Below are 26,794 nucleotides of genomic sequence, written 5' to 3'. Positions count from 1 at the left end.
GTATACCAATGACACAGACCATCAATCTTAGCGGCAGAACCGCTCTCATCACTGGCGCGAGCCGGGGTATTGGCGAGGCAACCGCCCGTCATTTCGCAAGCCTTGGAGCGAATGTGGTGCTTGCCGCCCGCTCCACCGACACTGTTGCCACCATTGCTGATGACATTGGCGCAAACGCCCTCGGACTGACCTGCGATGTGTCGGATTGGGGGCAAGCGTCGAACACCGTGGAACGAGCAACCGAGGCGTTCGGTGGTGTCGATATTCTCGTGAACAACGCGGGACTGATCGACCCCATCGCACGGATAGAAGACGCCGACCCTTTTGCATGGGGCAAAGTTGTGGACGTGAATGTGAAAGGTGCTTTCCACATGCTACGCGCCGTCTTGCCGGGAATGATCTCCGGCAGGTCAGGTCTCGTCGTGAATATCTCTTCCGGAGCTGCAACGTCGACGCTTGAAGGATGGTCGCACTACTGCGCCACCAAGGCAGCACTCTTTAGTTTGACGGGCACTGCACAAAAAGAACTCGGCCCGAAAGGCGTAAATGTGATTGGCTTATCGCCCGGAACTGTCGCCACTGATATGCAGCGCAGCATCAAGGCATCCGGCATCAACCCGGTCAGCCAGCTCGATTGGGAGCGCCATATTCCGGCAGACTGGGTTGCGCAGGCAATCGCCTGGCTCACCACCGATGCGGCGCGGAAATACGATGGGACTGATTTTTCGCTAAAGACTGATGCAGGTCGCCTTGCGGTTGGCCTTCCGGCGGATTGATAGACGACTTACGGAAGTGCGAACATTCGTGCGCTGTGCAGCATTGGTGGGTGTGGGCTCATAACTGCCATTCTCCGCACCAGCACACCAAATTGGTAATGAGGCAGGAGGTCAAGCTCGGCAGAGCGGACTTTTCTGCCTTTCGCCTCTGCCACCTAAATGTATGCACCTTTCCTATTCACTACCATGGCACTCCGCCTTAGCTTAACTAAAGCAGAGCGCTGCAGGATTCAGAAAAAGGCATATTTCAGATGATCACGAGCCATATGCACGTCAAAGCCCCGGGCTTCCCTCGTCATCCCAAAGATGATGAATTGGTCAACGACTTCATGTCTGGTTTCTCACTTGCCGACGCGATTAAGTCCGAACTCATGGAACGCGGATACGACGGCCTGCAACTCATTGACGAGGACTGGGGGTGGCTTGTCGTTGCTTTCAACCGGGCGTCAAACACTGAATTACGCGTCATGGTCTCATCGCTGGCCGACCCAGAAGACGACGATAATAGCGTTGTAGAAGCAATGATAGCAATTTACCCCCAGAAGCTAACCAAAGGCGCGCTTTGGTGGAAAAAGGATATCGCTGGAGAAGTACGAAGCTTTTCCCAAGTTGTTTTTAATTTCTTGAGAAACACTCCCGGCATCCAAAGTATCGAAGAATTTGCAGATATCAAATAGCATCTAGGAGCGGTCGGTCGGTGTTCCGGTTCCTTTTGAAGGACAGATTTTTCTCGCAGCCGCGATCCGCAAAGCGGGCCTTCGTGCCAAGTGCAGCATTCAGCATTCTGGGTTCACTGCCGACATTGAGGGCAAAAAGCCGCGTTTGACAGCTTGAATGTCAGGTTCCGGGAAGTCGAGGCGCGGTTTGTGCATGTGCGGCAACAGCAACCAACCTCGCTTCGCACCGGTCACTTAGGGCTGAGTGCAGTCATCCGCAACCTAGAGAGATCCGCGCCACCCTCGTGGACCAGCAGCAATGGCGTCTATGCGCAGGAAGCAGAGTTTGCAAATTTTGGCCGTTGCGACAAAGCCGCCATTCGGCAAAGATGCAGCTAACGGCAAATGTGAGCCCTACCTACCACGTCGCTGCTTTGCGGCGGATGTCAGCTACTGCGACGAAGCCCATTTTTGATCATCTCGGCTTTCGTCCAGTGAACATCGCTTTGAACATGCCCCTCACGGACATACTTTGCGATGTGCGTTGCCATCTCACTTTCAACGAATGAAGAAACAGACCTCACGACAAAGCCTTCTTGTTTCTCAAGATCCAAGTTCTCGATGATCAGCTTTACAGTCGCGTCATCGAATTGACCCCGATGTAAGACAGGCACAGGGGTTATGCCCAACTCTTCAAATCTGTCTATCGTTTCATCCCAGCCCTGAACCTCGTCGCCAACAATCCAGGCAAAACCGAGAAAATATGAGGGTAGTTCAATGTAAGAGACTGAGTGCTTTGCAAACAAATACTCGCCGACGATCCGTTCACCGTCAGAAAGCCTTGGTGAGATACCAGCCGCGTATGCCTTCATCCAGTCACGAGATACGTGGTAGCCGCTATCGGGGCTTCTTGCATGGCACCCGCCATTAAAAACAGTCGTGTTTTCGCCATCCATTTTTTCTGTGAACACGACTTCATCGGCGGCATACAACTGCGTGAGATCTTGAATGACCTTATCATCGTTCCCAACGCCAGGTGAGGTCGGTAGGTGGAATGTGCGCCCGTATTTCTTCATGCCTACTTTGTGGCAGAAACATGAGGTCAGGGGAACCCAACACCTTTGAAGCGGACATTAAAGTCAAGATCTTAAACGGCAGATTTGTCCGCTCTGCCGACCTTGACCTCCTGCCTCAGTACCAATCTGGTGTGCTGGTGCGAAGATTGGCAGTTATGAGCCCGTGCCGCCCACTTTCTGCAATGCCGCGAAAGTTGGCTATGGCTAGAGCTAATCTGTAGCCGAAGCTTTAGACTTACGACCGGCAACACTTGTGGCACACCCGAAGAAGTGCTTTTCCAATGTAACTGATAGACCAGCATTGCGCAGAGCGTCAGCCATATGGGTGCTGTTCCCAAAGTTGCGGGTGTATATACCGATCATGCTAAAGTCGTTTGCGCCCTTTAAGAACAATCGTTCTATCAGCGGCAACATACGATCAAGGTAGAACCGGTAAAGTGGACGCAGTGCCCATCCTTTTGGATCAGAGGCCTCAATTAGAGAAAAACTACCGCCAGGCTTCAATATGCGCGCAATTTGATTGGCTAGGACCGCTTGCTGATCAGTATCGAAAGTCTTGAGACCGAAGGTCGAAATCACGAGATCCGCATAGTCGGCAGGTAGGTTCGTATGTAACGCATCTACTTCTAAATGCGTGATTCTATCCGCATACCTGCCGTGCAAGCGATCCACGGCGTCCAGGTGCATACGATGCGAGATATCCAACGCTGTAATCGTATCCAAGTCAGGAAATCGACGCAAAAGGTGAGGCCAGACTTCCCCCGTTCCAGCCATTAAATCCACGACCACCGCGCCAGTTTTTTTGGGAGATTTGAGGCGGCCTACACATTGGTGACGCCAGAGTGAAACAAAACCGAAAGAACTGACAGCGCTCCAACGTCTGTAGTTTGACGAGCAGCGATCAAACAGGTTGGCGACAAATTCTGGATCGTAGATATCTTTCTCTACATCATCGCTTGAACTGGCCATTGAGGTTTCACTTTCACATTTTACAGCAAACACTACGGAATTTTCAAGGCGCGTCAAATGGACGAGAAGCAGACCTTGATGTTGCTAGGTACAATGGCGCTTTGTCCGCACTGCTGCCGCCCAAGCCCAGAAAATCGCCGCACCTTGCATCAATGACCGCTTTTCACGCGGCAGCACAGCGGTTGAGGGCTGTGTTCCCAGGACGCAAGGCGGACTTTGCAAACTCCGCTATCTGCGCATTGCGGTCTTCCATAGTGACATTTGGCAGTTGTGGCTCCAGGCCTAGGCCAGGAAACCCCTTTAACTGCCCCCTTAATGTGGGCGGCCGCGAGACGCCTAGCGGCGCCAATGGCCGCTTCCAGAGCTGCAAGGCGGTTTCCCTCGGCAAGATCTGGAAGCGCTCTAGAAAAGGTTAGACCGAATGTTCTCTCAAACGTGCCTTCGCAACCTGATAGATCTCCGGCACCAACTCACACCCAAAAAATGGACGGCCTGAGGAGAGAGCTGCAACACCCGTTGAGCCGCTGCCCATGAACGGATCTAGGACTGGGGCTCCCTCATCTATGATCGACACTAGCCAGTTCATCACCTCGACGGGTTTTTGCGTTTGATGCAGCTTATCACGCGTAACGTTGGATTTGCGAAAGCAGCCTGGCAGGATGCGGTTGGCTCCTGGTTTCTTCGGGCCGTTGGTGCCCCAGACGATGTACTCGCATTGATGACGAAAGGCACCTTTTTGTGGTCGCACTCCTTCAGTTTTGTCCCAAACACTGACGCCTTTCCAGTGAAAGCCAGAAATCTGAACCGCATCTGTGAACACCGGTAGTTGCCGCCAGTCGCAAAAAATCCCGAAGTAACCACCAGGTTCTAGTACGCGCTGTGCAGCAGCGAGCCAAGTGATCGTAAAGCGCAAGTTGGAACGTTGGTCCATGGTTTCACCCGCAAAATCGGGTAGCGGCGAAACTTTCCTGCCTGTGCCACAATACTTCTTGCCCGTAGGAACGTTGATTGACCGTTGACCACCTCCAGATGAATAGGGCGGGTCTGCGAATAGGCCGCCAACGCTGGCCGTTCCGAGAGAATCTAGGAAGGTTAAAGCATCGGTGTTGGAGATTGTAAGGTCGCTTGAGGTCTCAAGCTTTGTCTTGGAAACTGGGTGCATATCTTAGAGCTCTTCCATCGCGCTCTTGGGAATGTTCCCGGCGCTTTGGTGAAGGGCTCTGTGGCCTCAGGGTGTTATGTGCCTTGCATCTTGGGCACTTGATAGAGAGCGCGCCGCTTAATGCGCCAGGCTCAATTTTGAATAGCAATCTACGGCATTCGCCGCAACGCTGGTCTTGCAACGTCAAGTGGAATCACCTCATGAAGGCCGGGTCCTCGAGGATAGGGAGCGGCCATGAAGCTTTTGCTGGTCGGCGGGGGCATTGTCAGAATTTGGACCCGTGATAAGGGGTGTTGAAGCACCCTTTAACCTCCCGTGAACGGGAGGCGTCACTGGGAATCAGTTGCAGTGTGCTGGCGGCACTGACTGATTTTATGATTGCATTGGAGATAGTTTTGGAATTCGACTTCGATAGTCTCGGTCAAATAGTGAGGCTGACCGGAGAGGCCGGGCAGGCAACTGGAAAAATCGCGACAGGTCTCGATAAGGTGAAGAGTCTTTTCAAGTCTTCTGAGGCGGGTGCAGATTCTGAGGTCAAACTCGCCTTGGGCGAACTCAGTGATCAAGTAGCAAATGCGAAGGTCACGAATGCGGAGTTGAAGCTCTTGGTTTTGGCGCTTCAGGCAGAGCTCGCTCAGCTTCAGAGTTTCCGCTCCGATCTTGACCGCTACGAGCTTTGGGAAACCCCAACCGGTGCGCTGGTGTATCGCTTGGGCCAGAATGCAGAGGGCAAAGAACCCTCGCATTTTCTTTGCCCGACATGCGTTGAGGGCAAACGTAAGTCGATCCTGCAAGGACACTCCGGTTTTCGTGAATGCCCGGTGTGCAAATCGGGGTTTCGGTTTGAACAAGATAAATTTGGCACGGTGCCAGTATCCCGGCGCAGTCGTACGGATGGCATTTTGTAGATTGGTCATAGCTTCTTTTTTGCCTTCTCGTTGTCGCGCTCGGCTTTGAAACTGGTGGTCAATGTGCTGCCCAGGCGGTGGGTGACGTTGGTGATTAGCCATTCGCCTTCCAGTTCGGGTTTGATGCCGGTGAGATTGACCTTGGCCTCGGCCATCAGATCGCCCCAGAACCCGCCCAAGCGAATGTCGATTTTTCCACTGGACCGGCCACCGCGCTCCAGGGCCGCATCGGCTGCCCGCTGTGCCTCTGCCTTGTTAGGGTAGCGGTGCCGGATCTTTAGCTTGGGGTCGTCTTTTCCGGCTGTGCAGGTCTGCACTTCGGCTGTTTCCGGGTCGGTCCATTCTACAATCACGCAGCGGTATTTTCCGCGCCCGTTGATCTGCCAACTGCCTTCGGAGATTTGGGATTTATCCACCTGAAAAACAGGAAGGTCAGAGCCGTCAGCCGCCTTGTTCTCGCCGCGCTTGGCAACGACCAGGGCACCGCCGGCGGGTTTTGCGACTGCGTCCAGGTCTTTGGCGATGCGGGTTAGGAAATTCAAATCGCTCTCAGCCGTCTGTGCCAGATAGGCGAATTTCTGGACCTTCAGGCTTTCGCTGATGACGGGTTTCAGCCCATGCTCAGAGGCGATTTTCTGGACGATGTCTTGCACTGAGACGTCGCGCCAGGAGCGCGATTTCCGGGCGCGAATACCGCCGAGCATATCCGCCGCCTTGGCCCCGATCGACAATGTGTCTGGGGCCATGGTGCCGCTGATTTCGTCCACGACAAAGTGGCCGATTTCGACCAGATCTCCGACAAATCCAAGCGAGATTTTCAGCTTTGCCCCGGTCTCGGGCAGGGTCACGGCATAGTCCCGGTCGTCAATCTGGATATCCGCCCGGTCAGACTTATTGCCAGCCTCATCGACGATGGTTAGGCCAATGAGCCGGTCGGCAAAGTTCTCGGTGACGTCTTGGCCATCGGCGATGATTTGGAAGGCAACTTTCATGACCTACCCCCACAGCCGAACAGGCTGGCGCACGGGGGCCGGCGCTTTCTCTGGCAGGGTGATTTCCAAACCTTTTGGAAGGATTGAACCCCGCTCGGCGAGACCCGGATTGGCCTCGTAGACGGCCACAGTCATGCTCTCGTCGCCGTAGTGAGCTTTGCAGATTTCATCTACCATATCGCCCTCGGTCGTGCGGTAACTGGTCATCACAGCCCCCCAAGGAAGGACGACAAGACGCCGTTGTCTTTGCCGTAGGATTTCAGGGATAGGGTGAATTCGATCTTGCGCGGGGCACCGTCCCTGAGAAACACGCTTTTGCGCTCTTCCACCTGGTCAATTACCCAGCGGTCCCAGACCCAGCCGAGGCCGTCCACCATCATCATGGGTTTGGCCGCTTTGGCGCGCAGGCGCATCAATTCAACCTGTCTTAAACCGCCCTTAAAATGGGGGTAAATCACCCCATCAAGCTTGATGGTTTCGGCATCCGGCCCGGTCAACTGCAGAGCTGGCGCGCGGCCAATGCGGTTGACCTTGCCCCACCTGTAGGACGCCGAGCGGGAGAAGTTTTGATAAGATCCGCTGGAGATCCCAAAGCGAAAAACACCCAGCGCCATCATGACCATTCCAAGCTGCATCAGTAGTCCACTCCATCGTGCAGATCAGCGCGCCGTTCGTTGTCTCTGCGGTTCAATTCTCGCATCACCAGGCGGGCGATAGTTTCCTCGTCGGTGCCGGGAGGCGGCGCAATGTGAATGCTGATGGTGTCCCCTTCGCGGTGGATCTGGGGCGCGGGGGCTTGTTTTGCCAGGGCTGGTCTGGGGTCGATGCGTAGTTCGATTTCGGCACTGGTGGGCATGGCAAAGCTGGGCGTAGCCATGACGGTCGCGGCCATGGCCGCCTTCATTACGCGGGTGGGCAGGATGCTGCCCGCTACGCCCGGCACAAAGATCTCCGCGTCGCGCTCCCCAACCAAATAGGGCAGACCCGGCATAACCGGCCCGCCGTGATCGCCGGTAGCCGATGGCTCCTAGGGCAGGTCTGCCGAGCGCAGGGGCATCCAGTGTGGTTTGATCTCGTAGGGCAGGCCCGAGGTTTGTGCGACTTCTAGCGGCTGGTTGTCATCGGGTTCGCCGATCTGTGCAGTCTCAAACCCTTCGGCGGTCAGGTGGCGCAGCATCTTTGGGGCAAGCCTAGAGCGGCCAATACCCCTTAGGTTTTTGGTTCGGTGTCAGCCTGTACCACCTCGCGGCGGCGCATTTTCTGGCGTTTGACGATGGCAACGGTTCTGCGCGAGATCGAAATGCTGTCGATCCAGGCGACCAGGCGGCTTTCCTGGGGGCTCAGTTCCGGGCCGTGGCGTTGGGCGCAGACCAGGGCTGCCTGCAGGCGGCTGAAGTAGCTCCAGAAGGACTCCTCATGATCGGCATATTGCGCGCCGTCTTCCTGGGCCAGGAAACTGGTGTGCACATCCTCAACGATATAGACCCCGCCTGGGGGCAGCATCGGAAACAGGGTTTGAAAGCCGATGATCTGATGCGACCAGAAGTGAGAGGCATCGTCCAAGATCACCGAGGGTTGATAGGTGCGAAAAACGCGCTTGAGGAACCTTGGCTTGGCGGCATCCCCGATCTCGATATGGATGCGGTCTTCTTCAAAGCTTTTTGAGATGCCTTTGATGTCAACGCCGACAATCCGCGCCTTGGGGAAAAAGGACTTCCAGGTGCGCAGCGAAGGCGCGCGGCGGCTGGGCAGGCCAACACCGAGCTCCAGCATGGAAAATGACTTTTCTTTATAGGGCGTTAGGAGGTGCTCATAAAACCGCATATAGTCATGCCGTTTGGAGCTCTTGTCGGTTTCTGCCGCAATGGCCAGCCTGTCCAGCTCGCCCAGGGGCAGCAGCTCTGCGACCTCTGCCGGGTGGGTGTTTTCCACCATGGGGTCGGGCGATGCCACAACCGGAGTGACAGTCTTGTCAGCTTGGACCTTGGTTTTTTTCGACGCAGAGGCCTTGGGTTTGGGGCTGGTCAGCGGTTTTGCTATGCTCGATGATTTTGTCACGTTTTGCGCCTGTTTTTGGATGTCAAAAGGCTAGCAGTCCGAAGGGGCGATTGCAAAGTCAATCAAGGCCGCACAGGCAAGAACGCCCCCACCCGAGGAGAAGGTCGGGCGGGAGCGCGAAGGTGGTTGATGTCGGGACCCTGCGGGGCTCAGCGCAGCTGGTGCAGCATCTTTTTCTCGTAGGCAACCAGCCCGTCGGTCTGACCGGCGGCAACCTGATTTGCCCAGTCCGGGTTGGCAATCAGGGCCCGGCCAACGGCGACAAGGTCAAACTCGTTGCGGTCGGCGCGTTCCATCAAACGGTCCAGACTGGCAGGTTCGGCAGCTTTGAAATCGGCGGTGCCGTCTTCGGGCAGGAAGTCGGCGTTCAGGCCGACGCTGCCGACGGTGATCGCGGGTTTGCCGGTGAGCTTGCGGGTCCAGCCAGCAAGGTTCAAATCGCTGCCGTCAAACTCAGGTTCCCAAAAACGGCGGGTGGAGCAGTGGAAGATATCAACCCCGGCCTCGGCCAGCGGCATGAGGAAGGCCTCCAGCGCCTCCGGGGTCTCGCACAGCCGGGCAGAATAGTCCTGCTGCTTCCACTGGGAGTAGCGGAAGATAATTGGGAAGTCTTCGCCGACGGCGGCGCGGACCGCGCGGATGATCTCAAGCGCAAAGCGCGAGCGCTGCGCCAGATCGCCACCGTAGCCGTCCTCGCGCTGGTTGGTGCCGTCCCAGAAAAACTGGTCGATCAGATAGCCATGGGCGCCGTGTAGTTCGATCGCATCAAAGCCGATGTCTTTGGCGTCGGCTGCGGCCTGGGCAAAGGCGGCCACAACATTGTCGATGTCCTCTTGTGTCATGGCGTGGCCGGTCACCTTGCCGGGGATGGCCATGCCGCTGGGGCTGTGGCCGGGGGTGTCACCTCCTGGGGTGACGCCAGGGCGGCGAATGGCGCCTACATGCCACAGCTGTGGCGCGATCTTACCACCGGCGGCATGGACGGCATCCACAACCTTCTTCCATCCCGCAAGCGCCTCTGTGCCATAAAAGGCCGGCACATTGGGATAGCCGCTGGCGGCCGCGTGGTTGACAAAGGTGCCTTCGGTGATGATCAGCCCAACGCCGCCTTCGGCCCGGCGCTGATAGTAGGAGACCACGGCCTCATCGGGAACATTGCCGGGGGAAAAGGTGCGGGTCATCGGGGCCATGGCGATCCGGTTTTTCAGGCGCAGCTTGCCAAGATCAACAGGGGTAAACAGGGTGTCGGCGCGGTCCATTGGTGGTTCCTTATTCAGAGCAATATGACGATCAGCCGCTTGGGCGGCCTGTAGCTTTGCGCGTCATCAAACAGCAGTCAGCCCCGGCAAGATAGGATTTACTTTAGGTTAAGCCAGGTGTGACCCAGCGTTCTGCCGGTTCCTGCGGTGGCGTTTGGGGCAGGGGCATTGGTGCAACTGGCAAGGCCTTTTGCGCAAGCGACCTGATTTTACAGGCGGGCAGCGTCGCCCTTTTCTACATTTGGTGAATAAGCCCGGTGGATATGCGCTGAGCGAGGCGCTGTGGCTTGACCCTGCGCCCAGGAAAGCCCAGTTTGGCGAAAAACTGCGAGCAGGAGCCATCATGGCCAGCACCCCCCCGCCTTTTGCGCGATTTGAATGGATGATTGCCTGGCGATACCTGCGGGCACGCCGGGCTGAGGGCGGCGTGTCAGTGATGACCTGGATCAGCCTCATTGGCATTACCCTGGCGGTTTTTGCCCTGATTGCGACCCTGGCGGTACGCTCGGGGTTTCGCTCGGAATTTGTGGGCACCATCCTGGGCGCAAACGCCCATGTGACGCTTTATTCCCACGGCGCGCTGAACGCGGCTGGCCAGATGGAGCGCAGCATCAAGGATTTTGACGCCATGGCGGCGCGGGTGGCCGAGGTGCCCGGCGTGATCCGCGCAGCGCCGCTGATCAAGGGGCAGGTCATGGCCAATGCGCGTCAGCGCAACGCCGGGGTTGAGGTCTTTGGCATCGCCAAACCGGGTATCCTGACCATTCCCGGCGTCGCCCAAAGCGATGGCGCCATGGGGAATCTTGATCGGTTCGAAGAGGGTGTCGCCATTGGCTCAGGCGTGGCGCGTGAATTGGGGGTCAGCCCTGGTGATCGTATCAAGCTGATCTCGCCAAATGGTGTCAAAACCCCCTTTGGCACCAGTCCAAGGGTCAAGGCCTACGAGGTGGTCTATATTTTCACTGCCGGGCGCTATGACATTGATCGCACCCGGCTTTATATGCCCTTTGCCGAGGCGCAGAGCTTTTTCAACCGCGAAGGTGTCGCGGATGAGATCGAGGTGATGATCGAAGACCCCGAAGCGGTGGACCTGCGGGTGCTGCCGTTGCTGCGGGCTGCTGACGGCGCGGTTGGGGTCTGGACCTGGCGGGATGCCTCGGGCGGCTTTCTGCGGGCGCTGGAGGTCGAGGACAATGTGATGTTCATCATCCTGTCGATCCTGGTGCTGATTGCGACGATGAATATTGTCTCGGGCCTGATCATGCTGGTCAAAAACAAGGGCCGCGACATTGGAATTCTGCGGACCATCGGGCTCAGCGAAGGCTCGATCATGCGGGTGTTCTTTATCTGTGGCGCCTTTACCGGCGTGTTGGGGACGCTGTTTGGTGTCATTCTGGGCTGTCTGTTTGCCAGCTATATCGACCCGATCTTTTCTTTTGTGAACTACCTCATGGGCGGCGGCGTCTGGGATCCGTCGATCCGGGGCATCTATGCGCTGCCGGCCGAGCTGAACCTGCCGGATGTGATGTCTGCCGTGGGGCTGTCGCTGGGGCTGTCCTTTGTGGTGACAATATTTCCCGCCCGGCGTGCCGCCCGGCTGAATCCGGTGGAGGCGCTGCGCTATGAGTGATGCTGTTTTAGAGCTACAAGCGGTGACCAAGTCCTATAACCAAGGCACTGCCAATCAGATTGACGTGCTGCGGGGCGTTGATCTGACCTTGAACCCCGGTGAGATGGTGGCGCTGGTGGCGCCCTCGGGCGCAGGGAAATCCACCCTGTTGCATATCGCTGGCCTGCTGGATGTGCCGGACGGTGGCCGCGTCACGGTGGCCGGGCTGGACATCAGCGGCAAGGGAGACGGTATGCGCACCAGCCTGCGTCGCCAGAAACTGGGCTTTGTCTATCAGTTCCACCACCTGCTGCCGGAATTCACCGCGCTGGAAAACATTGTCCTGCCGCAGCTGGCCAATGGGATTGCGCAGGCGGCGGCAGAGGTCCGGGCCGTGGAGCTATTGGCCCTTGTCGGGCTGTCAGACCGCGCCCGGCACCGGCCTGCGGCGCTGTCGGGCGGCGAACAGCAGCGGGTGGCATTTTGCCGGGCGCTGGCCAACAAACCCCGTGTGTTGTTGGCGGATGAACCCACCGGAAACCTGGATCCCGGCACCTCGGATCAGGTCTTTGCGGCGCTGATGGATTTGGTGGCTGGCACCGGTCTGTCTGCGCTGGTCGCCACTCATAACCATGACTTGGCCATGCGTATGGACCGCCGGGTAAAGCTGGAGCAGGGCAGGTTGGTCGATATCTAGGCTCCGCCTCCAGGGTGAGCTCCTGGGCGAGCTCCAGGGCGAGTGCTGGACCCGGTTGGGCCCAGTTGGACCGGGGGGCCTCAGGCCAGCTGGGTGATCCAGACCCCCAGCGCCATCACGGAAATCCCGGCGGCGCGCATCAGCGTCAGGGACGAGACCTGGGCGCCAAACAGGCCAAAGTGGTCGATGGCGGCAGCGCTGACTAATTGCCCCAGCAGCACAAAGAAAACGGCGTTGCCAACGCCAAAATGCGGTGCCACATGAGTGATCGACAGCACATAAAACGCCACCAAAAGCCCGGCCAATAACAAATGTTTGGGCGTTTGCGGCAACAGCATCAGGGCGCTGGGACCTTTGATCAGGCAATAGGCAAAGGCCGCGACAAAGGCCACGGCAAAGAGCACGACGCCAGCCGCCGCCGGAGAGCTGATGTGCTGGCCCAATGCAGCATTCAGAGCGGCAAGAACGGGGATGCCCAGGCCTGCGGCCAACATGATAAGTGCGTAGTGTAGCATGAGGTCTCCGGTATGGTGAATGCGCCCTCGCCGGGGCTGGTCAGGGGGTGTTGCGTGACTTTGAGCAAGAAGCAGCTGCTACGACAAGAGCTAAAGCCGTGAACTTGGGAAATCCCTTGCGTTTTACTGTCGTCGCCGGACCAGATTGATGCTTAAATGCAGCCTCGGGCAGACAATTTTAGCTCTGACCTGATGCCTTGGTGGTCGATCCACCGGGGTGAAAATATAGTGCAGCTACCCAAGAGTAAGGACGCATGTTGATGAAATCCCCAGTTGTGGTGTTAAGCCTGATCGCGCTGTCCTTTGGTCTGTCAAACTGCAGCCCTGCGGATGTGGATATGCCAGAGCCAGCCGAGGGCGCGGCGCTGTTCAATCAGAACTGCTCTGTCTGCCATGGTGAAAATGCCGATCTGGCCACGCGGGAGCTGTCGGTGGGCGCCCCTGACCTGAGACATATTGCAACGCGCAACCGCGGTATTTTCCCGCGCGCCGCGGTGCTGTCGCAGATTGATGGATATGGTCGTGGTCGCGTGGGGGCTGAGACAATGCCGGAATTTGGCGCCCTGCTCGAAGGCGATCTGATCCCCGTCGCGGTGGATGAGGTCTTTACGCCGACACCCCGCCCCCTGGCGGCGCTGCTGGCCTATCTGGAAGATATCCAGCGCTGACCCCTCCTCGGGACGAGGCAGCAGCACCAAAGCCAGACCTGTCAGATGCAAATTCCTGCCAGGTCGGCGTCTTTCCAGGGCAGGTAGACATCGCTTTGCCGGGCCTGCGGCAGATCCGTCACCGGCATCACCGCCTTGAGCATCTCATGCAGCCGTTTGCTGCGGGCTGCCTGCGGCGCCAATGCCCGGCAACAGACGTATTCTTCGACAATAGCGCCCTGCTGTTCATAGCCGTAGCTGAGGAAGTCAGGGCTGCCATCAAGCGCAAACAGATAGGGATCTGGGCTGGCGCGGTGTTCGGCCACTGCCCGCAGCGGGTGATAGCCGGTGACCCTGCGGTTCTGCCACTGCCAGACATGGGTCATTTCATGGGCCAGCAACATGGCCTCCACCAGGTAGAGCCGATCCGGATAGGCGGGCAAATAGTCTTCGGTGTACCAGTCTTTGACAAAAAAGATCCGGTTGAACAGGGCGACGGCTGCCGGAGAGGAGGTGACAATCTTCTCTTCCTTGACCGGCGGCAGAATGCGTTCACGGCAGGTGACACGGGGGCGGGGTTTGCGCCGAAATGTAACTGCGGCCACTGGCGCGCCACGCACCAGACGCACCCGGTCGGTATTGAGACTGTCGCCGTGAATGTCAGACAGAAAACTCAGCTCCGCCTCGCTGAGAGGCCGACCGCAGGCGGCGAGCAGAGAGAAGACCAAAACAAGTCGCAGGATCATGCGGTGCCTCGGGTGATGTGGTGCAGGTCGTGGCCGCACGCGCTGATCATAGCCATGTATGTGCCTCGCATCCCTAGCTGTATCCCTAGCCGCAACTCAATGCCAGAACACGGCTTATTTCCGTCAAGGATCGTCCCGATTGCTCCTGCCAGCTGTTAAAAGCGGCCTGAACCTGGCGCAGGGCCGTTTTTGAGGTGGCGGGCTTGTCGATCACCCCTTCGGCGATCAACCGGCCAGTGACATCCTTGGACAGGATAAACCCATCCCGCCCGGCAAAGCGCATCACCATCTGGCCGCTGTTGCCGCCCAAGCGGCTGCCGCGCTTTTTCAGCATCTCCAGCAGCCCGACAAAATCCGATGTCGGCCAATCGGTAAACACCTTGGCCGCACCGCCTTCCTGGCGCAGCTCCATCAGGAAGACGGCATTGTCGCGCACCGTCTGGATCTTGGCACCATTGCGGACGATTTGGCTGTCACGCAGCAGGGCATCAAGTTTTTCCTCATCCATAAAGGCGTTTTTGGCCACATCAAACTGATCAAAGGCGGCCTCAAATCCGGGCCATTTTGTCTCGATCACCTTCCAGCTGAACCCCGCCTGAAAGACGCATCTGGTCATCAAGGAAAGCCAGCGATCCTCTGCCAGGTTGACAACATCAGGGTCCGGGCGCTGAAGCTTTGCTTCCACGGCCTGGGCGCCGCCGTGACGGTCGGCGGCAATGGCAAAGATTTCTTCAAAACTGCGCAAGGTGCTGTGGTCCGATCTATCAGGGGGCGTAAAAGGTCGCGGTTGCGGTGGAGATCAATTTGCCGCTGGTCTCTTCGTGCATCTCGGCGCGGGCAAAGACCAGCGCCTTGCCTGCGCGGACCACCTCGGCCCGGCACAGGATGGCAGAGCCAACACCAGGGCGCAGAAACTGCGTGTGCAGATCGGAGGTGGCAAACATCCGCATCTCGCCGGCATGGGCCACGGCGGCCAGAACCATGGCGGTATCCGCCAGCGCCGCCAGTGCCTGACCCGAGACAATGCCACCCACCCGCGCCAGATGGGGCGCAAGCGGCATATGCAGGACTGCGGCTTTGGCCGAAAACTCTGTCACCGTCAGATCCAGCGCCCGGACCCATTCGGCAAAATTTCCCTCCAATAGGGCCTGGGCGTCTTTCACGGTCATAGCTGGGGTGGAGTTCATCTCGGCCTCTTTTGCTGCTCTGTCAGAGGGAGCCTAGCGGCCTGACTGGCGTAACTCCACCACAGATTTTCCAAACCGAAATGGCGCAGCAAATCCGACCATACAAAGCGCAAAAAGTTGCAGCACCAGGATATAGGCATTGTCCTGCAAATAGTCCCATTCCTGTTTTAGCCGCTGGATCTGGGCGATCAGATCCTCATAGGCCCGCGCCAGAATGACAAAGTCCCCGGCAATGGTGGGCACCCGGCGGCGCAGGTTTTCCACGGATGCCTGGGTTGCCTCATCCAGGGAGGAGAAAACCAGAAAGGGCTCCGGGTCAAAGGCATCGGCGCTGGCAGCCTTTGCTGTCATCTCCTGTGCCTTGCTGCCGGATCCGGCGAGAAAGGCGATGCCCTGCAGCGGTGCCACCTCTTGCGTTACCGCAATAAACAGGGGCAGCTCTGCGTTGCCGGCGGTCGAGGCCGAAAGAAACTCGATCTTGTCGCAGAGCACCGCAATATCGCCGTCATAGGCCGGATCGCAAAACCGCAGGCGAAACCGGGCCGCGTCGCGGTCAAAGGCTGCGGTGGCGGCATAGGCAAGATCAATCTGGCGCTCCAGATGGCCGCTGTCGGATTTGTAGATCCCGGCGATCACTGCCGCCAGGGCGCCAACCCCGCCCAGCAGGACCCAGACCAGATCGGCAAACTTCCAGGCCCGGTGGCCCGCCGGCTTGCGCAGCAAATAACCGGTGCCAATGGTGCCCAGGCCAAAACAGATGAGGATCAGCAACAGCTGGTTTTCGGCGACAAAGATCATGTGGGTTCCTCGCGGCGGGGGCCTGTGTCTCGACAGTAGAAAGCCCGCTGGGGGGGCTTGCAATAGGGCTAAAGCAAATGTGACCTTTCAATAGAGGTCAGATTAAGCTGTTTGAAACCGGTGTCAGGTTGAATGCCCCCCTGATGGAATGAAGTGTTGGGATGACGTGATGGGACGAAATATTATGATGCGCCCTCTGCTTGCATGTGTCGTGTTTTTGACTGCCCTGGCGGGGGCGGCAATCGCCCAGCCGATCACCTACGAGGTGCGCGGCGGGATGTATGAGCAGGTGATCATTGCCTATGTGAATGGCGCGCCGGTTCAGGCCCTGGTGCCCGAGACCGGGATCTCCAACAAGATCCTTGAGGCCGATTTTGACGGCGACGGTCAGGTTGATCTGTTGCACAGCTGGAGCGGCGGCGGCAATTGTTGCGCGCCCAGCTATGCGGTGCTGTCCTTGCAGGGCGGTCGCTTTGTCAACGTCACCCATCCGGAGTTCTACACCTGGGGAGAGCCCGAGGTGCAGCAGACGCCCCAGGGCTACCGCTTTTTGATCGAGACAACCGAGTCCGGTGTTGGCCAGACCGATCTGAACGGGCGTTTTGCAGCCTTTGCCTTTACCGGCAGCGCCCTGCAGCTGGTCGAGAGCCGGGTGCTGGATCAGATGCTGCCCGCGCTGGCGCAGCTTTCGGTGCAGGACTTTGAGCGCCCCGGTTTTGACAAACGCTACCCACTGAAGATGCGTTATGACCTGGATGGCTCAGGCAGCCTGGATCTGTTGCACTGCAGCTGGTGGGAGCGCTGGGGGGTGATCAATTGCGAGATCCAGATGGCGACGGGGCGCAAGATCACACTCAGCACCGGCTGCGTGCGCCTCGGCATCCTCGAAAGCCGCACCGCAGGCATGCCCGATCTGGTCTGCGGCCGCGAAACCGTGCTGCGCTTCGACCCGGCACGCGGCAGCTATCAGTAGCCTGGCTTGGCCGAGGCAGACCAGAACGGACGGAGCCCTGCGCCCCAACCGTGCAATGCAAAGACAGATGTTGCAGTCGAGCCTTTGGGACGTGGGGCGCAGCCGCACGGCCCGCGCCTGACCTTCCCCCCGGGAGTTCGTCCCGGACCGCGCAGCGGCAAACAGTGCGGGGCACTGTTTGGGGTAAGAACGGGCGGAGCCCTTCGCAACCGACAGTGCAATCCGAAGAGCCACGTTTGCAGGATTGCACCTGGGGCGTGGCGCGTAGCGGCACAGCCCGCGCCTGACCTTCCCCCCGGGAAGGCGCATTCGCGCCCTCCCAAGGTCAGGCGCGGGCCTTGTGTCCTAAAAAGAGGGCTATTGGCTATTCACTACCTGCCACTCACCATTTTCATTTCGCCGCATTCTTACGTCACTTGGGTAATCGGCTCCGATTAACCTGAATACCTCAATCGCGTCCGAAAGACAGATCGTGTGGCAAAACTTTTTCTTCTCCTTGTCGGATGAGAGAATAACGCTTTCGACTTGCCCTCTCTCGTTGAGCATGAAGGAGAACACAAAAGAATGAATGAACTGATTGCAAACGTAGCTAAGGTCTTTGGCTATTATACTGCCCTTAGAAAAGTCATAGAACTTATCGAGCTGATGGTAGTTCATGAGGTCGGGAAACGGACCAGTTTCCTTAATCTCAGACCTAATCGGATATCTTCGAACCTTGCACCTTCGTTTCATATTCGTTGAAGATAGCTTTGTACGTGCTTCCATCAGCTTTCTGATCGAGAAAAAACCCGTCATCAGTACATGCTCTAGCTCCCCGAGGTGATCGTCGCTCGGGTCTTGAACTTTCATCAAGTTCTCAATTCTGGTGGATCCCTCTAGCAGAGGATCTTTCCAGTAACTACTTTCCCAAATCATATCCCCTCAAACATCCAACTCCTCCACAAACCTGGCGTTCTCCTGAATGTACTGATAGCGCAGCTCGGGCTTTTTGCCCATCAGACGCTCGACCAGATCGCCGGTCTCTCCGGGTTCGTCCTCATCAATGGTCACCCGGATCAGTTTCCGGGTGTTGGGGTCCATGGTGGTCTCTTTCAGATCCTTGGCGTCCATCTCGCCGAGACCTTTGAAGCGGCTCACATCAATCTTGCCTTTGCCGCCCAGGCCCTTTTCCATCCACAGATCGCGCTCGGCCTCGTCCAGGCAATAGACGCGCTTGGCGCCCTGTGTCAGGCGGAACAGCGGCGGGCAGGCGAGATACAGATGACCGCCATCAATCAAGGGCCGCATCTGGGTAAAGAAAAACGTCATCAGGAGGGAGGCAATATGGGCACCGTCAACATCCGCATCAGTCATGATGATGATTTTGTCATAGCGCAGATCATCCAGCACAAATTTGCTGCCCAATCCAACACCGAGCGCCTCGCAGAGATCATTGATCTCGGCGTTGGATCCCAGCTTGTTTGAGGCCGCGCCCAAGACGTTGAGGATCTTGCCCTTCAGCGGCAGCAGCGCCTGATTGACCCGGTTGCGCGCGCCCTTGCCAGAACCACCCGCCGAGTCGCCCTCGACGATGAACAGCTCGGTGCCCGCGCGGTCCTTGGAGGTGCAATCCGTCAGCTTGCCCGGCAGGCGCAGCTTTTTGGTGGCGGTTTTGCGCTGGGTCTCTTTTTCCTGCTTACGGCGCAGGCGTTCCTCGGCCCGCAGCACCAGAAAATCAAGGATGGCGCCGGCCGATTTGGTATCTGCCGCCAGCCAGTTGTCAAAATGGTCGCGCACTGAGTTTTCCACCATCTTGGCGGCGCTCTCGGTCGACAAACGATCCTTGGTCTGACCAACAAAGGCAGGGTCGGCGATGAAGCAGGAGACCAGCCCACAGCCCCCCGCCATCAGATCGTCGCGGGTGATGCTGGCGGCTTTCTTGTTGCCGACCAGCTCGCCATAGGCCTTGATCCCCTTCAGAATGGCGGCCCAGAAGCCGGCCACATGGGTGCCGCCCTCAGGCGTGGGCACGGTGTTACAGTAGCTTTGGGTAAAGCCATCGCGCGATGGCGTCCAGTTGATCGCCCATTCCACATAGCCCGGCTCGCCAAATTTCTCGCGGAACTCGACCTTGCCGGCAAAGGGCGCATCGGCATAGACCGAGGCCTTGCCCAGCACCTCTGTCAGATAATCCTTGAGCCCGCCGGGAAAGTGGAAGGTGGCCTCGACCGGGGTTTCCTTGTCGTCGATCTCAGATTTCCAGCGGATCTCAACACCCGAGAACAGATAGGCCTTGGAGCGCACCAGCGTGAACAGGCGCTTGGGTTTGAACCGGTGCGAGCCAAAGATCTGCTCATCGGCGTGAAAGGTGACAAAGGTGCCGCGCTTGTTTGGCGCCGCGCCGACCTTCGCAACCGGGCCAAGCGGCAGGCCACGGGAAAACCGTTGTTCAAACAGTTCTTTATTCTTGGCGACCTGAACCACCAGACTATCTGACAGCGCGTTCACCACCGACGAGCCAACCCCATGCAGACCACCAGAGGTCTGATAGGCCTTGCCAGAGAACTTACCGCCTGCGTGCAGGGTGCAAAGGATCACTTCCAGCGCGGATTTATCCGGGAACTTGGGATGCGGATCAATTGGAATGCCACGGCCATTGTCCGAAACAGTGACCGAATAATCGGCATGCAGGGTTACCTCAATGCGGTTGGCATGACCCGCGACCGCCTCGTCCATCGAGTTGTCGAGGATTTCCGCCACCATATGGTGCAGCGCGCGCTCATCCGTGCCGCCGATATACATGCCGGGGCGCTGGCGAACCGGTTCCAGCCCTTCTAGAACTTCGATTGAGGAGGCGTCATAGATTTCTTCGGCGGGCGTGCTGAGAAGGTCGTTGGCCATTGGCGGGAGCTGCTCTTCGGTTTGTTTTGGTTGCGGCCATTATGTCAGGTGTTGTGGTCTTGCGAAAGAGGTCCGCTAGGGGCTGTGGATAACCTATCGCCCAGAGGCAAACAGAGGCGCCGATGTCACAGACCAGAGGTCACAGCTCCGCGCCAGATCAGTTGCTCGCAAAAAGGTGAGAGGTTGTGCTGGATTTTTGCTTTCCCTTTTGGATTGCCTGGCTAGGCTCCGGCTCCTAACGTGCAGGAAAAACTGAACAGGGGAAAAAGGCATGGCGTGGATCAAGACAGTTCCGTTTGAGGCGGCAACCGGCAAGCTGAAAAAACTGTATGAACGGGTCACGGGGCCGGACAACAATGTCGACAACATCATGATGGCGCATAGCTTGCGGCCCCATTCGATGGAGGGCCACATGGCGCTCTACAAAAATGTGCTGCACCATACTGGCAACAAAATCCCCAAGTGGTTTCTCGAAGTGCTGGGCGTCTGGGTCTCGTCGCTGAATAACTGTGACTACTGCGTCGAGCATCATTTTGCCGGCCTTCAACGGCTTCTGGCGGATGCGGACCGTGGTCTGGCCATTCGTGCCGCGATCAGTGCGCGTGACCCGGCAGCGGCGCCTCTGGATCTCGCGCAGCAGGCCGCCATGCAGTATGCGCGCAAGCTGACAGAGGCCCCGGCCGCGCTGGTTGAGGCAGACATAGAAGCTCTGCGCCAGGCGGGATATGACGACGGTGAAATCCTCGAAATCAACCAGGTGAGCGCCTATTTCTCTTATGCCAACCGGACGGTTCTGGGGCTTGGCTGTTCAACCAAGGGCGATGATCTGGGGCTGAGCCCGAACAATTCGGAAAACCCGGATGACTGGGGGCATAGCTAAAGTCTGCAACGCGGCAGCTTGGTCAGGGGTGCCAGTTTAGGATAGCCTCGGCCAGATCTTTGGGTTTCTGATGGTGCAGCCAGTGGTCACAGCCTGGAATCGTGATGCGGGTGAGCTGCGGCGCAAAATCTTCCAGCCCCAGGGTGGTTTCCGGCAACAGGGCGGTATCTCCATCGCCCCAAAGCAACAGGTGGGGCTGGGGAACCTTCAGGCGCTCAAGCGGCAGCGCGGGCAGGGCGATGGGCTGCCCCGGTTTGGCGACCTGCAGGGGGGACGCGCGATACCAGTTGACCATGGCCTGCAACCGACCGGGACGGGACCATTCTGTCTTGTAGTCTTGCAACCGCGCGCCAGAGAGCCAGGACATATCCATATGGGTTGCAAACAGCTTCTGAAGTTTTTCAAAGCCATTGGCGCGCAGCTCTGCTTCGACCCCAGGTTGACGGAGCCAGTGAATATACTGCGAGGCCTCCGTCTGCGCGCCGCCCTGCGCCAGGGCGCGCTGAAAGGGTCCTGGGTGCACCCCATTGGCGATGATCAGACGATCGACGAGCTGGGGGTGAAACATTGCCAGCCCATAGGCGATGGCGGCGCCCCAATCATGGCCAAACACCGTCACTGGGCCTGTATCAGCGCCAATCAGCGCAACCATATCGCCAATCAGTTTGCCAGCGGCATAGTTTTCAACACCTTCGGGTGTCCAGCTTTGGCCATATCCGCGCTGGTCGGGGGCGATGCAGTGGAAATCCTGGCTCAGGTGGTGCGCCACCTCCTGCCAGGCACCGCCGTATTCCGGGAACCCGTGTAGCAGCAACAGGCGCGGCAAGCTGGGATCGCCCCAGCGGCGGACAAAAAAGGGCTGCCCCTGGAGGCTCTCGATGGCGCTGTGCATTTGTTGTCTTCCTGCAATGAAAGCAAAGGCTGCGACCGATGCGCTTTGCAATCAAGTCAACCGTTGCGTCACGCAGGGCTGCATACTCTCGTGTGAATGCAGCCAATATGACAGTTTTTTGACACAGGTCAGCGCGCCGTTGCAGCGGGGCATCTAGGATTGTTTTGGACAGAGAAAAAGGGGACGCAAATGCCAATAGCCACTGCCAATTCGCCAACCGCGCCAACTGACGTGAATGACGCTTCGCCTGCGAATGTTTCCACGGCAACACCAGCGCCTGCACCCCCCGCGCCCCCCTCGCCAGAGGAGATCCACCGCGCCTTTGAAAGTGGGCGTTACCCCTATAAGCGCAAGATGGCGCGCCGGACCTATGAGGCTGAGAAGGCGCGCCTGCAGGCTGAGCTATTGAAGGTGCAGATCTGGGCGCAGGAGACCGGCCAGAAATTTGTCATGGTGTTTGAAGGGCGCGATGCCGCAGGCAAGGGCGGCACCATCAAGCGCTTTACCGAACACCTGAACCCACGTTCTGCCCGCGTGGTGGCTTTGAACAAACCCTCCGACGCAGAACGTGGTCAGTGGTATTTCCAGCGCTATATCAATCATCTGCCCACCAATGGAGAGATCGTTCTGTATGACCGTTCCTGGTACAACCGGGCGGGTGTTGAGCGGGTCATGGGGTTTTGCGAGCCGGATGAGTATCTCGAGTTTATGCGCCAGACGCCTGAACTGGAGCGGATGCTGGTGCGCTCGAGGGTGCGGCTTTATAAATACTGGTTCTCGGTCACCCAGGCCGAGCAGCTGCGCCGGTTCAAATCGCGCAATACCGATCCGCTGAAACAATGGAAACTGTCGCCGATCGACAAGGCCTCATTGGACAAATGGGATGATTACACCGAGGCCAAGGAGGCAATGTTCTTTTATACCGACACCGCAGACGCGCCCTGGACCGTTGTTAAATCCAATTGCAAGAAACGCGCCCGGTTGAACTGCATGCGCCACTTCCTCAGCACCCTGGACTATCCTGGCAAAGATTATGCGATCGCCCAGGATCCCGATCCGCTGATTGTTGGCCAGGCGCATCATGTGATTCAGCGCTCGGATCACATTTTGGGTAAGTCCCTGCACCCGGAAGCAAAGTCGCGTTAAGAACCAATGTAATTCCCGCCCTGTCAAAGGGGTGAGTTTGCCTTGGAATTGCTCTTTGCGCTCTCGGTGCTTGCCGGGGGCGCAGTACCTGCTAAGACTGCCCTATGGTAGATCAATCGCACCCTCTTTTGTCCAAATCAAAAATGCCCGTCGCAGGCCACCTGCGGGCGGTCTCTGTGCTTGGCTTTCCACTGGTTGGTGGTCATGTGGCGCAATATGCCATTGGCATGACGGATTCGCTCATGCTGGGCTGGTACGGCGCCGGGGCTCTGGCGGCGGTGACCCTGGCGGGGTCCTATTTCTTTGTGTTTTTCCTGATGGGCGCGGGATTCGCTATCGCTGTAATGCCACTGGTGGCTGCCGCTGCCGGGGCCGGTGAAGAACGCCAGATCCGCCGCGCCACCCGCATGGGGCTTTGGCTGTCGCTGCTCTATGGCGTGGCGGCTATGCCAGTTCTGCTGTTTTCGGAATATATCCTGCTGGCACTGGGGCAAAAGCCCGAGGTGGCAGGACCTGCCTCTGCCTATCTGCAATTGGCTGGCTGGGGGCTGTTTCCGGCCCTGTTGGTTATGGTGCTGAAATCTTATCTGGCGGCGCTGGAGCGTACGCAGATCGTGCTTTGGATCACCATTTTGGCAGCTGTCGTGAACGGGCTGGTGAACTATGCGCTGATCTTTGGCAACTGGGGCGCACCAGAGCTGGGGATCGCCGGGGCTGCCTATGCCTCGATTGCGACGCAGGCAGTGTCATTGCTGGCGGTAGGGGGCTACGCGCTGTGGGTGCTGCCCGAGCATGAGTTGCTGAAGAATTTTCACCGCCCGGATTGGGAGATGTTCTTTCGGGTGTTCAAACTGGGCATGCCCATTGGCCTGACCAATCTGAGCGAAGTCAGCCTGTTTGCCGCATCCGCCATGATGATGGGCTGGCTGGGAACCATCTCGCTGGCAGCCCATGGCGTGGCGATGACCCTGGCGGGGCTGACCTTCATGGTGCATCTGGGCCTGAGCAATGCCGCCACCATCCGTGCAGGCAATGCCTATGGGCGCCGGGACCGTGCCCATATGGCGCTGGGGGCTCAAGTGGTGATTGTACTGTCGCTGGTGATGGCGCTGATTGGCAGCGCAGCCTTTTTGCTGGTGCCGGACCTGCTTATTTCGCTGTTTCTTGACCCCCATGACCCCAATAAGCCCGAGATCCTGATTGTCGGCGCCAGCCTCTTGGCTATGGCGGCACTGTTTCAGCTGGCTGATGGCATGCAGGTGATCGCGCTGGGGCTGCTGCGCGGTGTGCAGGACACCAATTGGCCGATGGTGATTGCGGCGCTGAGCTACTGGGCGATTGGTGTTCCGGCCTCGTATCTCTTTGGCTTCACCTTTGGCTGGGGTGGCGTCGGGGTCTGGTCCGGGCTGGTGCTGGGGCTTTGCTTTGCAGGCCTGTTCCTGATGCTGCGCTTTTGGCGCCATTCCATCAAACAGACAGAAGAATAACCCAAGGCATAAACGGCCAGGGCGGGTCGCAAAGCCGCCGGGACGGGCGATAGCCCTTAGTCGCCTTTTTGCCCCTTCATCAGCCGATCCGCCTTTTTGCGCACCAAAACGCTGCGCAGGTCATGCATGGTGAGCAAAAGATCATCGGTGACGGCTTCGAGCTGTTCGTCGGTGGCCTTGGTCTGGGCCCAATGGGCGGTGAGGTTCAGATGATCCACCGCCCGTTTGATATCGTCAATTTCACGTGCCGCCAATACCGCGTGCCGGTCCGTCATCCAGGATTTGATCGCCGCCAGATCACGCTCTGACAAGGCCCGCCCGCCGTGCGGTTTGATCTCGCCGTTGCGGATGTTGATGGCGGCAATCTGATCCATGTCGATGCGCCGCTGCCGGTTTTCGGTATCAACCCGAAACACAAAGGCACCGTTTTCACGGACGCGAAAGAAATACTCGGGCAGCGTTGCGGCCATCAGACAGGATCCCTTGACTCAGGTAAGGGAGGCGCAGAACGCAGCAATGCGCGCACAGGCCTCGGTGAGGGCTTCGTCCGATGTGGCATAGCTGACCCGGAAATTCGGCGACAGGCCAAAGGCGGCGCCAAAGACCACCGCGACATCCGCCTCGGCCAACAGCGCCGTTGCAAAGGCCTTGTCGTCCTCAATCACAGTGCCTTTGGGAGTAGTCTTGCCGATCAGACCTTTGATCGAGGGATAGACATAAAAGGCACCTTCCGGGGTGGGGCAGGTCATGCCGTCGATGGCGTTGAGCGCAGCCACCACCAGATCTCGGCGACGTTTAAAGGCGACATTGTTGGGCGCAAGGAAATCCTGTGGGCCATTCAGCGCCTCAACCGCAGCCCACTGGCTGATCGAAGAGGGGTTGGAGGTGGACTGGGACTGGACCTTGCGCATGGCGGCAATCAGATGCTGTGGCCCGGCGGCATAGCCGATGCGCCAGCCGGTCATGGCATAGCCCTTGGAGACACCATTGCAGGTGAGGGTGCGTTCATAAAGGCCAGGTTCAACCTGCGCTGGGGTGGCAAATTCAAAGCCATCAAATACCAGGTGCTCGTACATGTCATCCGACATCACCCAGACATGCGGGTGACGCATCAGGACATCGGTCAGCGCCTTCAGCTCGGTGCGGCTATAGCCGGCACCGCTGGGGTTGGACGGCGAGTTGAAGATGAACCATTTGGTCTTGGGGGTGATCGCTGCCTCCAGTTGTTCTGGGGTCAGTTTGAAATCTGTCTCCAGGCTGGCCTCGACTGCGACGGGCGTGCCGCCAGCCAGCAGCACCATATCCGGGTAGCTCACCCAGTAGGGGGCGGGAATGATCACCTCGTCGCCGGGGTTCAGCGTCGCCATGAGGGCATTGTAGAGCGTCTGTTTGCCGCCGGTGCCAACCGAGACCTGAGCGGGCTGATAAGACAGACCATTTTCGCGCTCAAACTTGGCGCAGATGGCTTGTTTTAGCTCGATGATACCATCGGGGGCGGTGTATTTGGTCTTGCCTGCGGCAATGGCGGCGACAGCTGCATCCTTGATGTTTTGCGGCGTGTCAAAGTCCGGCTCGCCTGCGCTTAATCCGATAACATCGCGGCCTGCGGCCTTGAGTTCGGCGGCCATAGCGGTGATCGCAATTGTGGGTGACGGTTTTACACGCTCGAGGGTCTTGGAAAGAAAAGACATGGCGGCAGGTCCCTGTTTGAATGTTCTTGGCAACTGTCATAGGGTGCCACCAAATCTCGATCAAGCAGCATTGATACAGACCAGAAACGGAGATGGCAAATGTCTGACGAAACAACAGATTGGTTCGGACCAGAGGCGGCAACATTTGGCGATCGCGTCGCTGCGGCCCGCGAAGCCGCCGATATGACCCAGGCACAGTTGGCGCGCCGCCTAGGGGTCAAGAAAAGCACTCTGATCGGCTGGGAGCAGGATCTGTCGGAACCACGCGCCAACAAGCTGTCGATGGTATCTGGTCTGTTGAATGTCTCGATGTCCTGGCTGCTGACCGGCGAGGGTGAAGGCATGTCGGAACCCAGCGAGATAGATATCGAAGCGGGCGATTTTGCCGGTATCCTGAGCGAACTGCGGACCCTGCGCAACGAAATGCGCAGCAATGCCGAACGGGCTGCCCGGCTGGAAAAGAAACTTCGCACGCTGGCGCAGAGTGCTGCGACCACGTGAGGCCGATAGAATGACTGAAACGACGGAACTGCATGAACACCGCCTGAAGCGTCTAAAGATGCGGTCGATGCGGCGCGGCATCAAAGAGATGGACATTCTGCTGACGGCCTATGCCGATGCGAACCTGCCAACGATGGATGCGGCCAAGCTGGATCTCTATGATCAGCTGTTGCATGAAAACGATCAGGATCTTCTTCAGTGGGTGACTGGCCAGGTTGCATCCCCCACTCCCTATGAGGCGCTCATCCAGGAAGTCGTACAAAGCCATCAAACTAAATAAAAAACCAGC

Annotated in this window: 33 protein-coding genes; 12 read left to right on the top strand and 21 right to left on the bottom strand. The window is 58.1% G+C overall.

Going from position 1 to position 26,794, the window contains the following annotated elements:
* Window positions 1–8: 8 nt before the first annotated feature.
* Together ARCT_RS0114820 and ARCT_RS0114815 are read left to right on the top strand one after the other, a co-directional pair.
* The gene (locus ARCT_RS0114820) at window positions 9–776 is read left to right on the top strand and encodes an SDR family oxidoreductase (RefSeq protein ID WP_036784856.1); all 768 of its coding nucleotides are present in this window, start codon (window positions 9–11) and stop codon (window positions 774–776) included.
* Between the two features lie 251 nt (window positions 777–1,027).
* Entirely contained in the window at window positions 1,028–1,453 is a 426-nt protein-coding gene (locus ARCT_RS0114815) for a hypothetical protein (protein WP_027240780.1), read from the top strand.
* 425 nt (window positions 1,454–1,878) lie between these two features.
* Here ARCT_RS0114815 and ARCT_RS0114810 read toward each other — a convergent pair whose 3' ends face one another.
* The 4 genes from ARCT_RS0114810 to ARCT_RS28970 all read right to left on the bottom strand — a co-directional run bounded on the left by ARCT_RS0114810 (window position 1,879) and on the right by ARCT_RS28970 (window position 4,820).
* A complete protein-coding gene (locus tag ARCT_RS0114810) occupies window positions 1,879–2,508 on the bottom strand; it encodes an RNA ligase family protein (protein ID WP_027240779.1) in 630 nt (209 codons plus the stop codon).
* A 210-nt stretch (window positions 2,509–2,718) separates the two neighbouring features.
* Window positions 2,719–3,510: a class I SAM-dependent methyltransferase gene (locus tag ARCT_RS0114805; protein ID WP_240476323.1), complete on the bottom strand. Its 792-nt coding sequence runs from the start codon at window positions 3,508–3,510 to the stop codon at window positions 2,719–2,721.
* 379 nt (window positions 3,511–3,889) lie between these two features.
* A complete protein-coding gene (locus ARCT_RS0114800) occupies window positions 3,890–4,639 on the bottom strand; it encodes a DNA-methyltransferase (RefSeq protein WP_027240777.1) in 750 nt (249 codons plus the stop codon).
* Window positions 4,611–4,820 carry a Com family DNA-binding transcriptional regulator gene (locus ARCT_RS28970; protein ID WP_084300966.1) on the bottom strand — a complete coding sequence of 70 codons (210 nt, stop codon included), beginning with the start codon at window positions 4,818–4,820 and terminating at the stop codon, window positions 4,611–4,613. The genes ARCT_RS0114800 and ARCT_RS28970 overlap by 29 nt, the downstream gene beginning before the upstream one ends.
* A 169-nt stretch (window positions 4,821–4,989) precedes the next feature.
* Here ARCT_RS28970 and ARCT_RS28040 point away from each other — a divergent pair, with 169 nt between their 5' ends.
* On the top strand, window positions 4,990–5,547 hold the full coding sequence (locus ARCT_RS28040; RefSeq protein WP_036784955.1) for a hypothetical protein: 558 nt from the start codon (window positions 4,990–4,992) through the stop codon (window positions 5,545–5,547).
* 5 nt (window positions 5,548–5,552) lie between these two features.
* Here ARCT_RS28040 and ARCT_RS27585 read toward each other — a convergent pair whose 3' ends face one another.
* The 7 genes from ARCT_RS27585 to ARCT_RS0114755 form a co-directional block, all read right to left on the bottom strand.
* On the bottom strand, window positions 5,553–6,539 hold the full coding sequence (locus ARCT_RS27585; protein WP_027240775.1) for a phage late control D family protein: 987 nt from the start codon (window positions 6,537–6,539) through the stop codon (window positions 5,553–5,555).
* Between the two features lie 3 nt (window positions 6,540–6,542).
* A complete protein-coding gene (locus tag ARCT_RS0114785) occupies window positions 6,543–6,746 on the bottom strand; it encodes a tail protein X (protein WP_027240774.1) in 204 nt (67 codons plus the stop codon).
* Window positions 6,746–7,174, bottom strand: coding sequence for a phage tail protein (locus tag ARCT_RS26180; RefSeq protein ID WP_240476322.1), 429 nt, complete (start codon window positions 7,172–7,174; stop codon window positions 6,746–6,748). The genes ARCT_RS0114785 and ARCT_RS26180 overlap by 1 nt, the downstream gene beginning before the upstream one ends.
* Window positions 7,174–7,530 carry a hypothetical protein gene (locus ARCT_RS0114775; protein WP_027240773.1) on the bottom strand — a complete coding sequence of 119 codons (357 nt, stop codon included), beginning with the start codon at window positions 7,528–7,530 and terminating at the stop codon, window positions 7,174–7,176. Before ARCT_RS0114775 ends, ARCT_RS26180 begins: the two co-directional genes overlap by 1 nt.
* 36 nt (window positions 7,531–7,566) lie before the next feature.
* A complete protein-coding gene (locus ARCT_RS28035; protein ID WP_154665367.1) occupies window positions 7,567–7,716 on the bottom strand; it encodes a hypothetical protein in 150 nt (49 codons plus the stop codon).
* 32 nt (window positions 7,717–7,748) lie between these two features.
* Window positions 7,749–8,597 carry an SAM-dependent methyltransferase gene (locus tag ARCT_RS27135; RefSeq protein ID WP_154665366.1) on the bottom strand — a complete coding sequence of 283 codons (849 nt, stop codon included), beginning with the start codon at window positions 8,595–8,597 and terminating at the stop codon, window positions 7,749–7,751.
* 149 nt (window positions 8,598–8,746) lie between these two features.
* A complete protein-coding gene (locus ARCT_RS0114755; protein ID WP_027240772.1) occupies window positions 8,747–9,856 on the bottom strand; it encodes an NADH:flavin oxidoreductase in 1,110 nt (369 codons plus the stop codon).
* 343 nt (window positions 9,857–10,199) lie between these two features.
* Here ARCT_RS0114755 and ARCT_RS0114750 point away from each other — a divergent pair, with 343 nt between their 5' ends.
* Complete coding sequence (locus ARCT_RS0114750) at window positions 10,200–11,486, top strand: lipoprotein-releasing ABC transporter permease subunit (protein WP_027240771.1); 1,287 nt, start codon at window positions 10,200–10,202, stop codon at window positions 11,484–11,486.
* Window positions 11,479–12,162, top strand: a complete 684-nt coding sequence (locus ARCT_RS0114745; protein ID WP_027240770.1) for an ABC transporter ATP-binding protein — start codon at window positions 11,479–11,481, stop codon at window positions 12,160–12,162. The genes ARCT_RS0114750 and ARCT_RS0114745 overlap by 8 nt, the downstream gene beginning before the upstream one ends.
* 80 nt (window positions 12,163–12,242) lie before the next feature.
* On the opposite strand, the gene ARCT_RS0114740 is transcribed toward ARCT_RS0114745, so the two are convergent.
* On the bottom strand, window positions 12,243–12,677 hold the full coding sequence (locus tag ARCT_RS0114740) for a DMT family transporter (RefSeq protein WP_027240769.1): 435 nt from the start codon (window positions 12,675–12,677) through the stop codon (window positions 12,243–12,245).
* 260 nt (window positions 12,678–12,937) lie between these two features.
* On the opposite strand from ARCT_RS0114740, the gene ARCT_RS0114735 reads away from it, so the two are divergent.
* Window positions 12,938–13,345: a c-type cytochrome gene (locus ARCT_RS0114735; protein ID WP_027240768.1), complete on the top strand. Its 408-nt coding sequence runs from the start codon at window positions 12,938–12,940 to the stop codon at window positions 13,343–13,345.
* A gap of 41 nt (window positions 13,346–13,386) precedes the next feature.
* On the opposite strand, the gene ARCT_RS0114730 is transcribed toward ARCT_RS0114735, so the two are convergent.
* The 4 genes from ARCT_RS0114730 to ARCT_RS0114715 form a co-directional block, all read right to left on the bottom strand.
* Window positions 13,387–14,070: a hypothetical protein gene (locus ARCT_RS0114730; protein WP_027240767.1), complete on the bottom strand. Its 684-nt coding sequence runs from the start codon at window positions 14,068–14,070 to the stop codon at window positions 13,387–13,389.
* Window positions 14,071–14,155: 85 nt separating this feature from the next.
* Entirely contained in the window at window positions 14,156–14,815 is a 660-nt protein-coding gene (locus ARCT_RS0114725; protein WP_027240766.1) for a DNA-3-methyladenine glycosylase I, read from the bottom strand.
* 19 nt (window positions 14,816–14,834) lie between these two features.
* A complete protein-coding gene (locus ARCT_RS0114720) occupies window positions 14,835–15,257 on the bottom strand; it encodes a PaaI family thioesterase (protein ID WP_027240765.1) in 423 nt (140 codons plus the stop codon).
* Window positions 15,258–15,290: 33 nt separating this feature from the next.
* On the bottom strand, window positions 15,291–16,055 hold the full coding sequence (locus ARCT_RS0114715; RefSeq protein WP_027240764.1) for a hypothetical protein: 765 nt from the start codon (window positions 16,053–16,055) through the stop codon (window positions 15,291–15,293).
* A gap of 169 nt (window positions 16,056–16,224) precedes the next feature.
* Here ARCT_RS0114715 and ARCT_RS0114710 point away from each other — a divergent pair, with 169 nt between their 5' ends.
* On the top strand, window positions 16,225–17,028 hold the full coding sequence (locus ARCT_RS0114710; RefSeq protein WP_154665365.1) for a hypothetical protein: 804 nt from the start codon (window positions 16,225–16,227) through the stop codon (window positions 17,026–17,028).
* A 357-nt stretch (window positions 17,029–17,385) separates the two neighbouring features.
* Here the strand turns inward: ARCT_RS0114710 and ARCT_RS0114705 are convergent, their stop codons facing one another.
* Complete coding sequence (locus tag ARCT_RS0114705) at window positions 17,386–17,877, bottom strand: hypothetical protein (protein WP_154665364.1); 492 nt, start codon at window positions 17,875–17,877, stop codon at window positions 17,386–17,388.
* Window positions 17,878–17,949: 72 nt separating this feature from the next.
* Window positions 17,950–19,908, bottom strand: a complete 1,959-nt coding sequence (gene parE / locus ARCT_RS0114700; RefSeq protein ID WP_027240761.1) for a DNA topoisomerase IV subunit B — start codon at window positions 19,906–19,908, stop codon at window positions 17,950–17,952.
* A 271-nt stretch (window positions 19,909–20,179) separates the two neighbouring features.
* Here parE and ARCT_RS0114695 point away from each other — a divergent pair, with 271 nt between their 5' ends.
* Window positions 20,180–20,788, top strand: coding sequence for a carboxymuconolactone decarboxylase family protein (locus ARCT_RS0114695; RefSeq protein WP_027240760.1), 609 nt, complete (start codon window positions 20,180–20,182; stop codon window positions 20,786–20,788).
* Window positions 20,789–20,810: 22 nt separating this feature from the next.
* Here the strand turns inward: ARCT_RS0114695 and ARCT_RS0114690 are convergent, their stop codons facing one another.
* On the bottom strand, window positions 20,811–21,680 hold the full coding sequence (locus ARCT_RS0114690; RefSeq protein ID WP_027240759.1) for an alpha/beta fold hydrolase: 870 nt from the start codon (window positions 21,678–21,680) through the stop codon (window positions 20,811–20,813).
* 189 nt (window positions 21,681–21,869) lie between these two features.
* Here ARCT_RS0114690 and ppk2 point away from each other — a divergent pair, with 189 nt between their 5' ends.
* Together ppk2 and ARCT_RS0114680 are read left to right on the top strand one after the other, a co-directional pair.
* A complete protein-coding gene (gene ppk2 / locus ARCT_RS0114685) occupies window positions 21,870–22,826 on the top strand; it encodes a polyphosphate kinase 2 (RefSeq protein ID WP_027240758.1) in 957 nt (318 codons plus the stop codon).
* Window positions 22,827–22,969: 143 nt separating this feature from the next.
* Complete coding sequence (locus ARCT_RS0114680) at window positions 22,970–24,313, top strand: MATE family efflux transporter (RefSeq protein WP_036785903.1); 1,344 nt, start codon at window positions 22,970–22,972, stop codon at window positions 24,311–24,313.
* A gap of 56 nt (window positions 24,314–24,369) precedes the next feature.
* Here ARCT_RS0114680 and ARCT_RS0114675 read toward each other — a convergent pair whose 3' ends face one another.
* Both ARCT_RS0114675 and ARCT_RS0114670 read right to left on the bottom strand, forming a co-directional pair.
* On the bottom strand, window positions 24,370–24,783 hold the full coding sequence (locus ARCT_RS0114675; protein WP_027240756.1) for a hypothetical protein: 414 nt from the start codon (window positions 24,781–24,783) through the stop codon (window positions 24,370–24,372).
* Between the two features lie 18 nt (window positions 24,784–24,801).
* The gene (locus tag ARCT_RS0114670) at window positions 24,802–26,004 is read right to left on the bottom strand and encodes a pyridoxal phosphate-dependent aminotransferase (protein WP_027240755.1); all 1,203 of its coding nucleotides are present in this window, start codon (window positions 26,002–26,004) and stop codon (window positions 24,802–24,804) included.
* 99 nt (window positions 26,005–26,103) lie between these two features.
* On the opposite strand from ARCT_RS0114670, the gene ARCT_RS0114665 reads away from it, so the two are divergent.
* Both ARCT_RS0114665 and ARCT_RS0114660 read left to right on the top strand, forming a co-directional pair.
* Complete coding sequence (locus ARCT_RS0114665) at window positions 26,104–26,505, top strand: helix-turn-helix domain-containing protein (protein ID WP_027240754.1); 402 nt, start codon at window positions 26,104–26,106, stop codon at window positions 26,503–26,505.
* Between the two features lie 10 nt (window positions 26,506–26,515).
* Entirely contained in the window at window positions 26,516–26,785 is a 270-nt protein-coding gene (locus tag ARCT_RS0114660; protein ID WP_027240753.1) for an FAD assembly factor SdhE, read from the top strand.
* The last annotated feature ends 9 nt before the right edge of the window (window positions 26,786–26,794 follow it).

This window comes from Pseudophaeobacter arcticus DSM 23566, from assembly GCF_000473205.1.
Classification (GTDB): Bacteria; Pseudomonadota; Alphaproteobacteria; order Rhodobacterales; family Rhodobacteraceae; genus Pseudophaeobacter; species Pseudophaeobacter arcticus.
The sequence above is the reverse complement of the archived record's forward strand: the minus strand, read 5'-3'. Positions and strand labels throughout refer to the sequence as shown.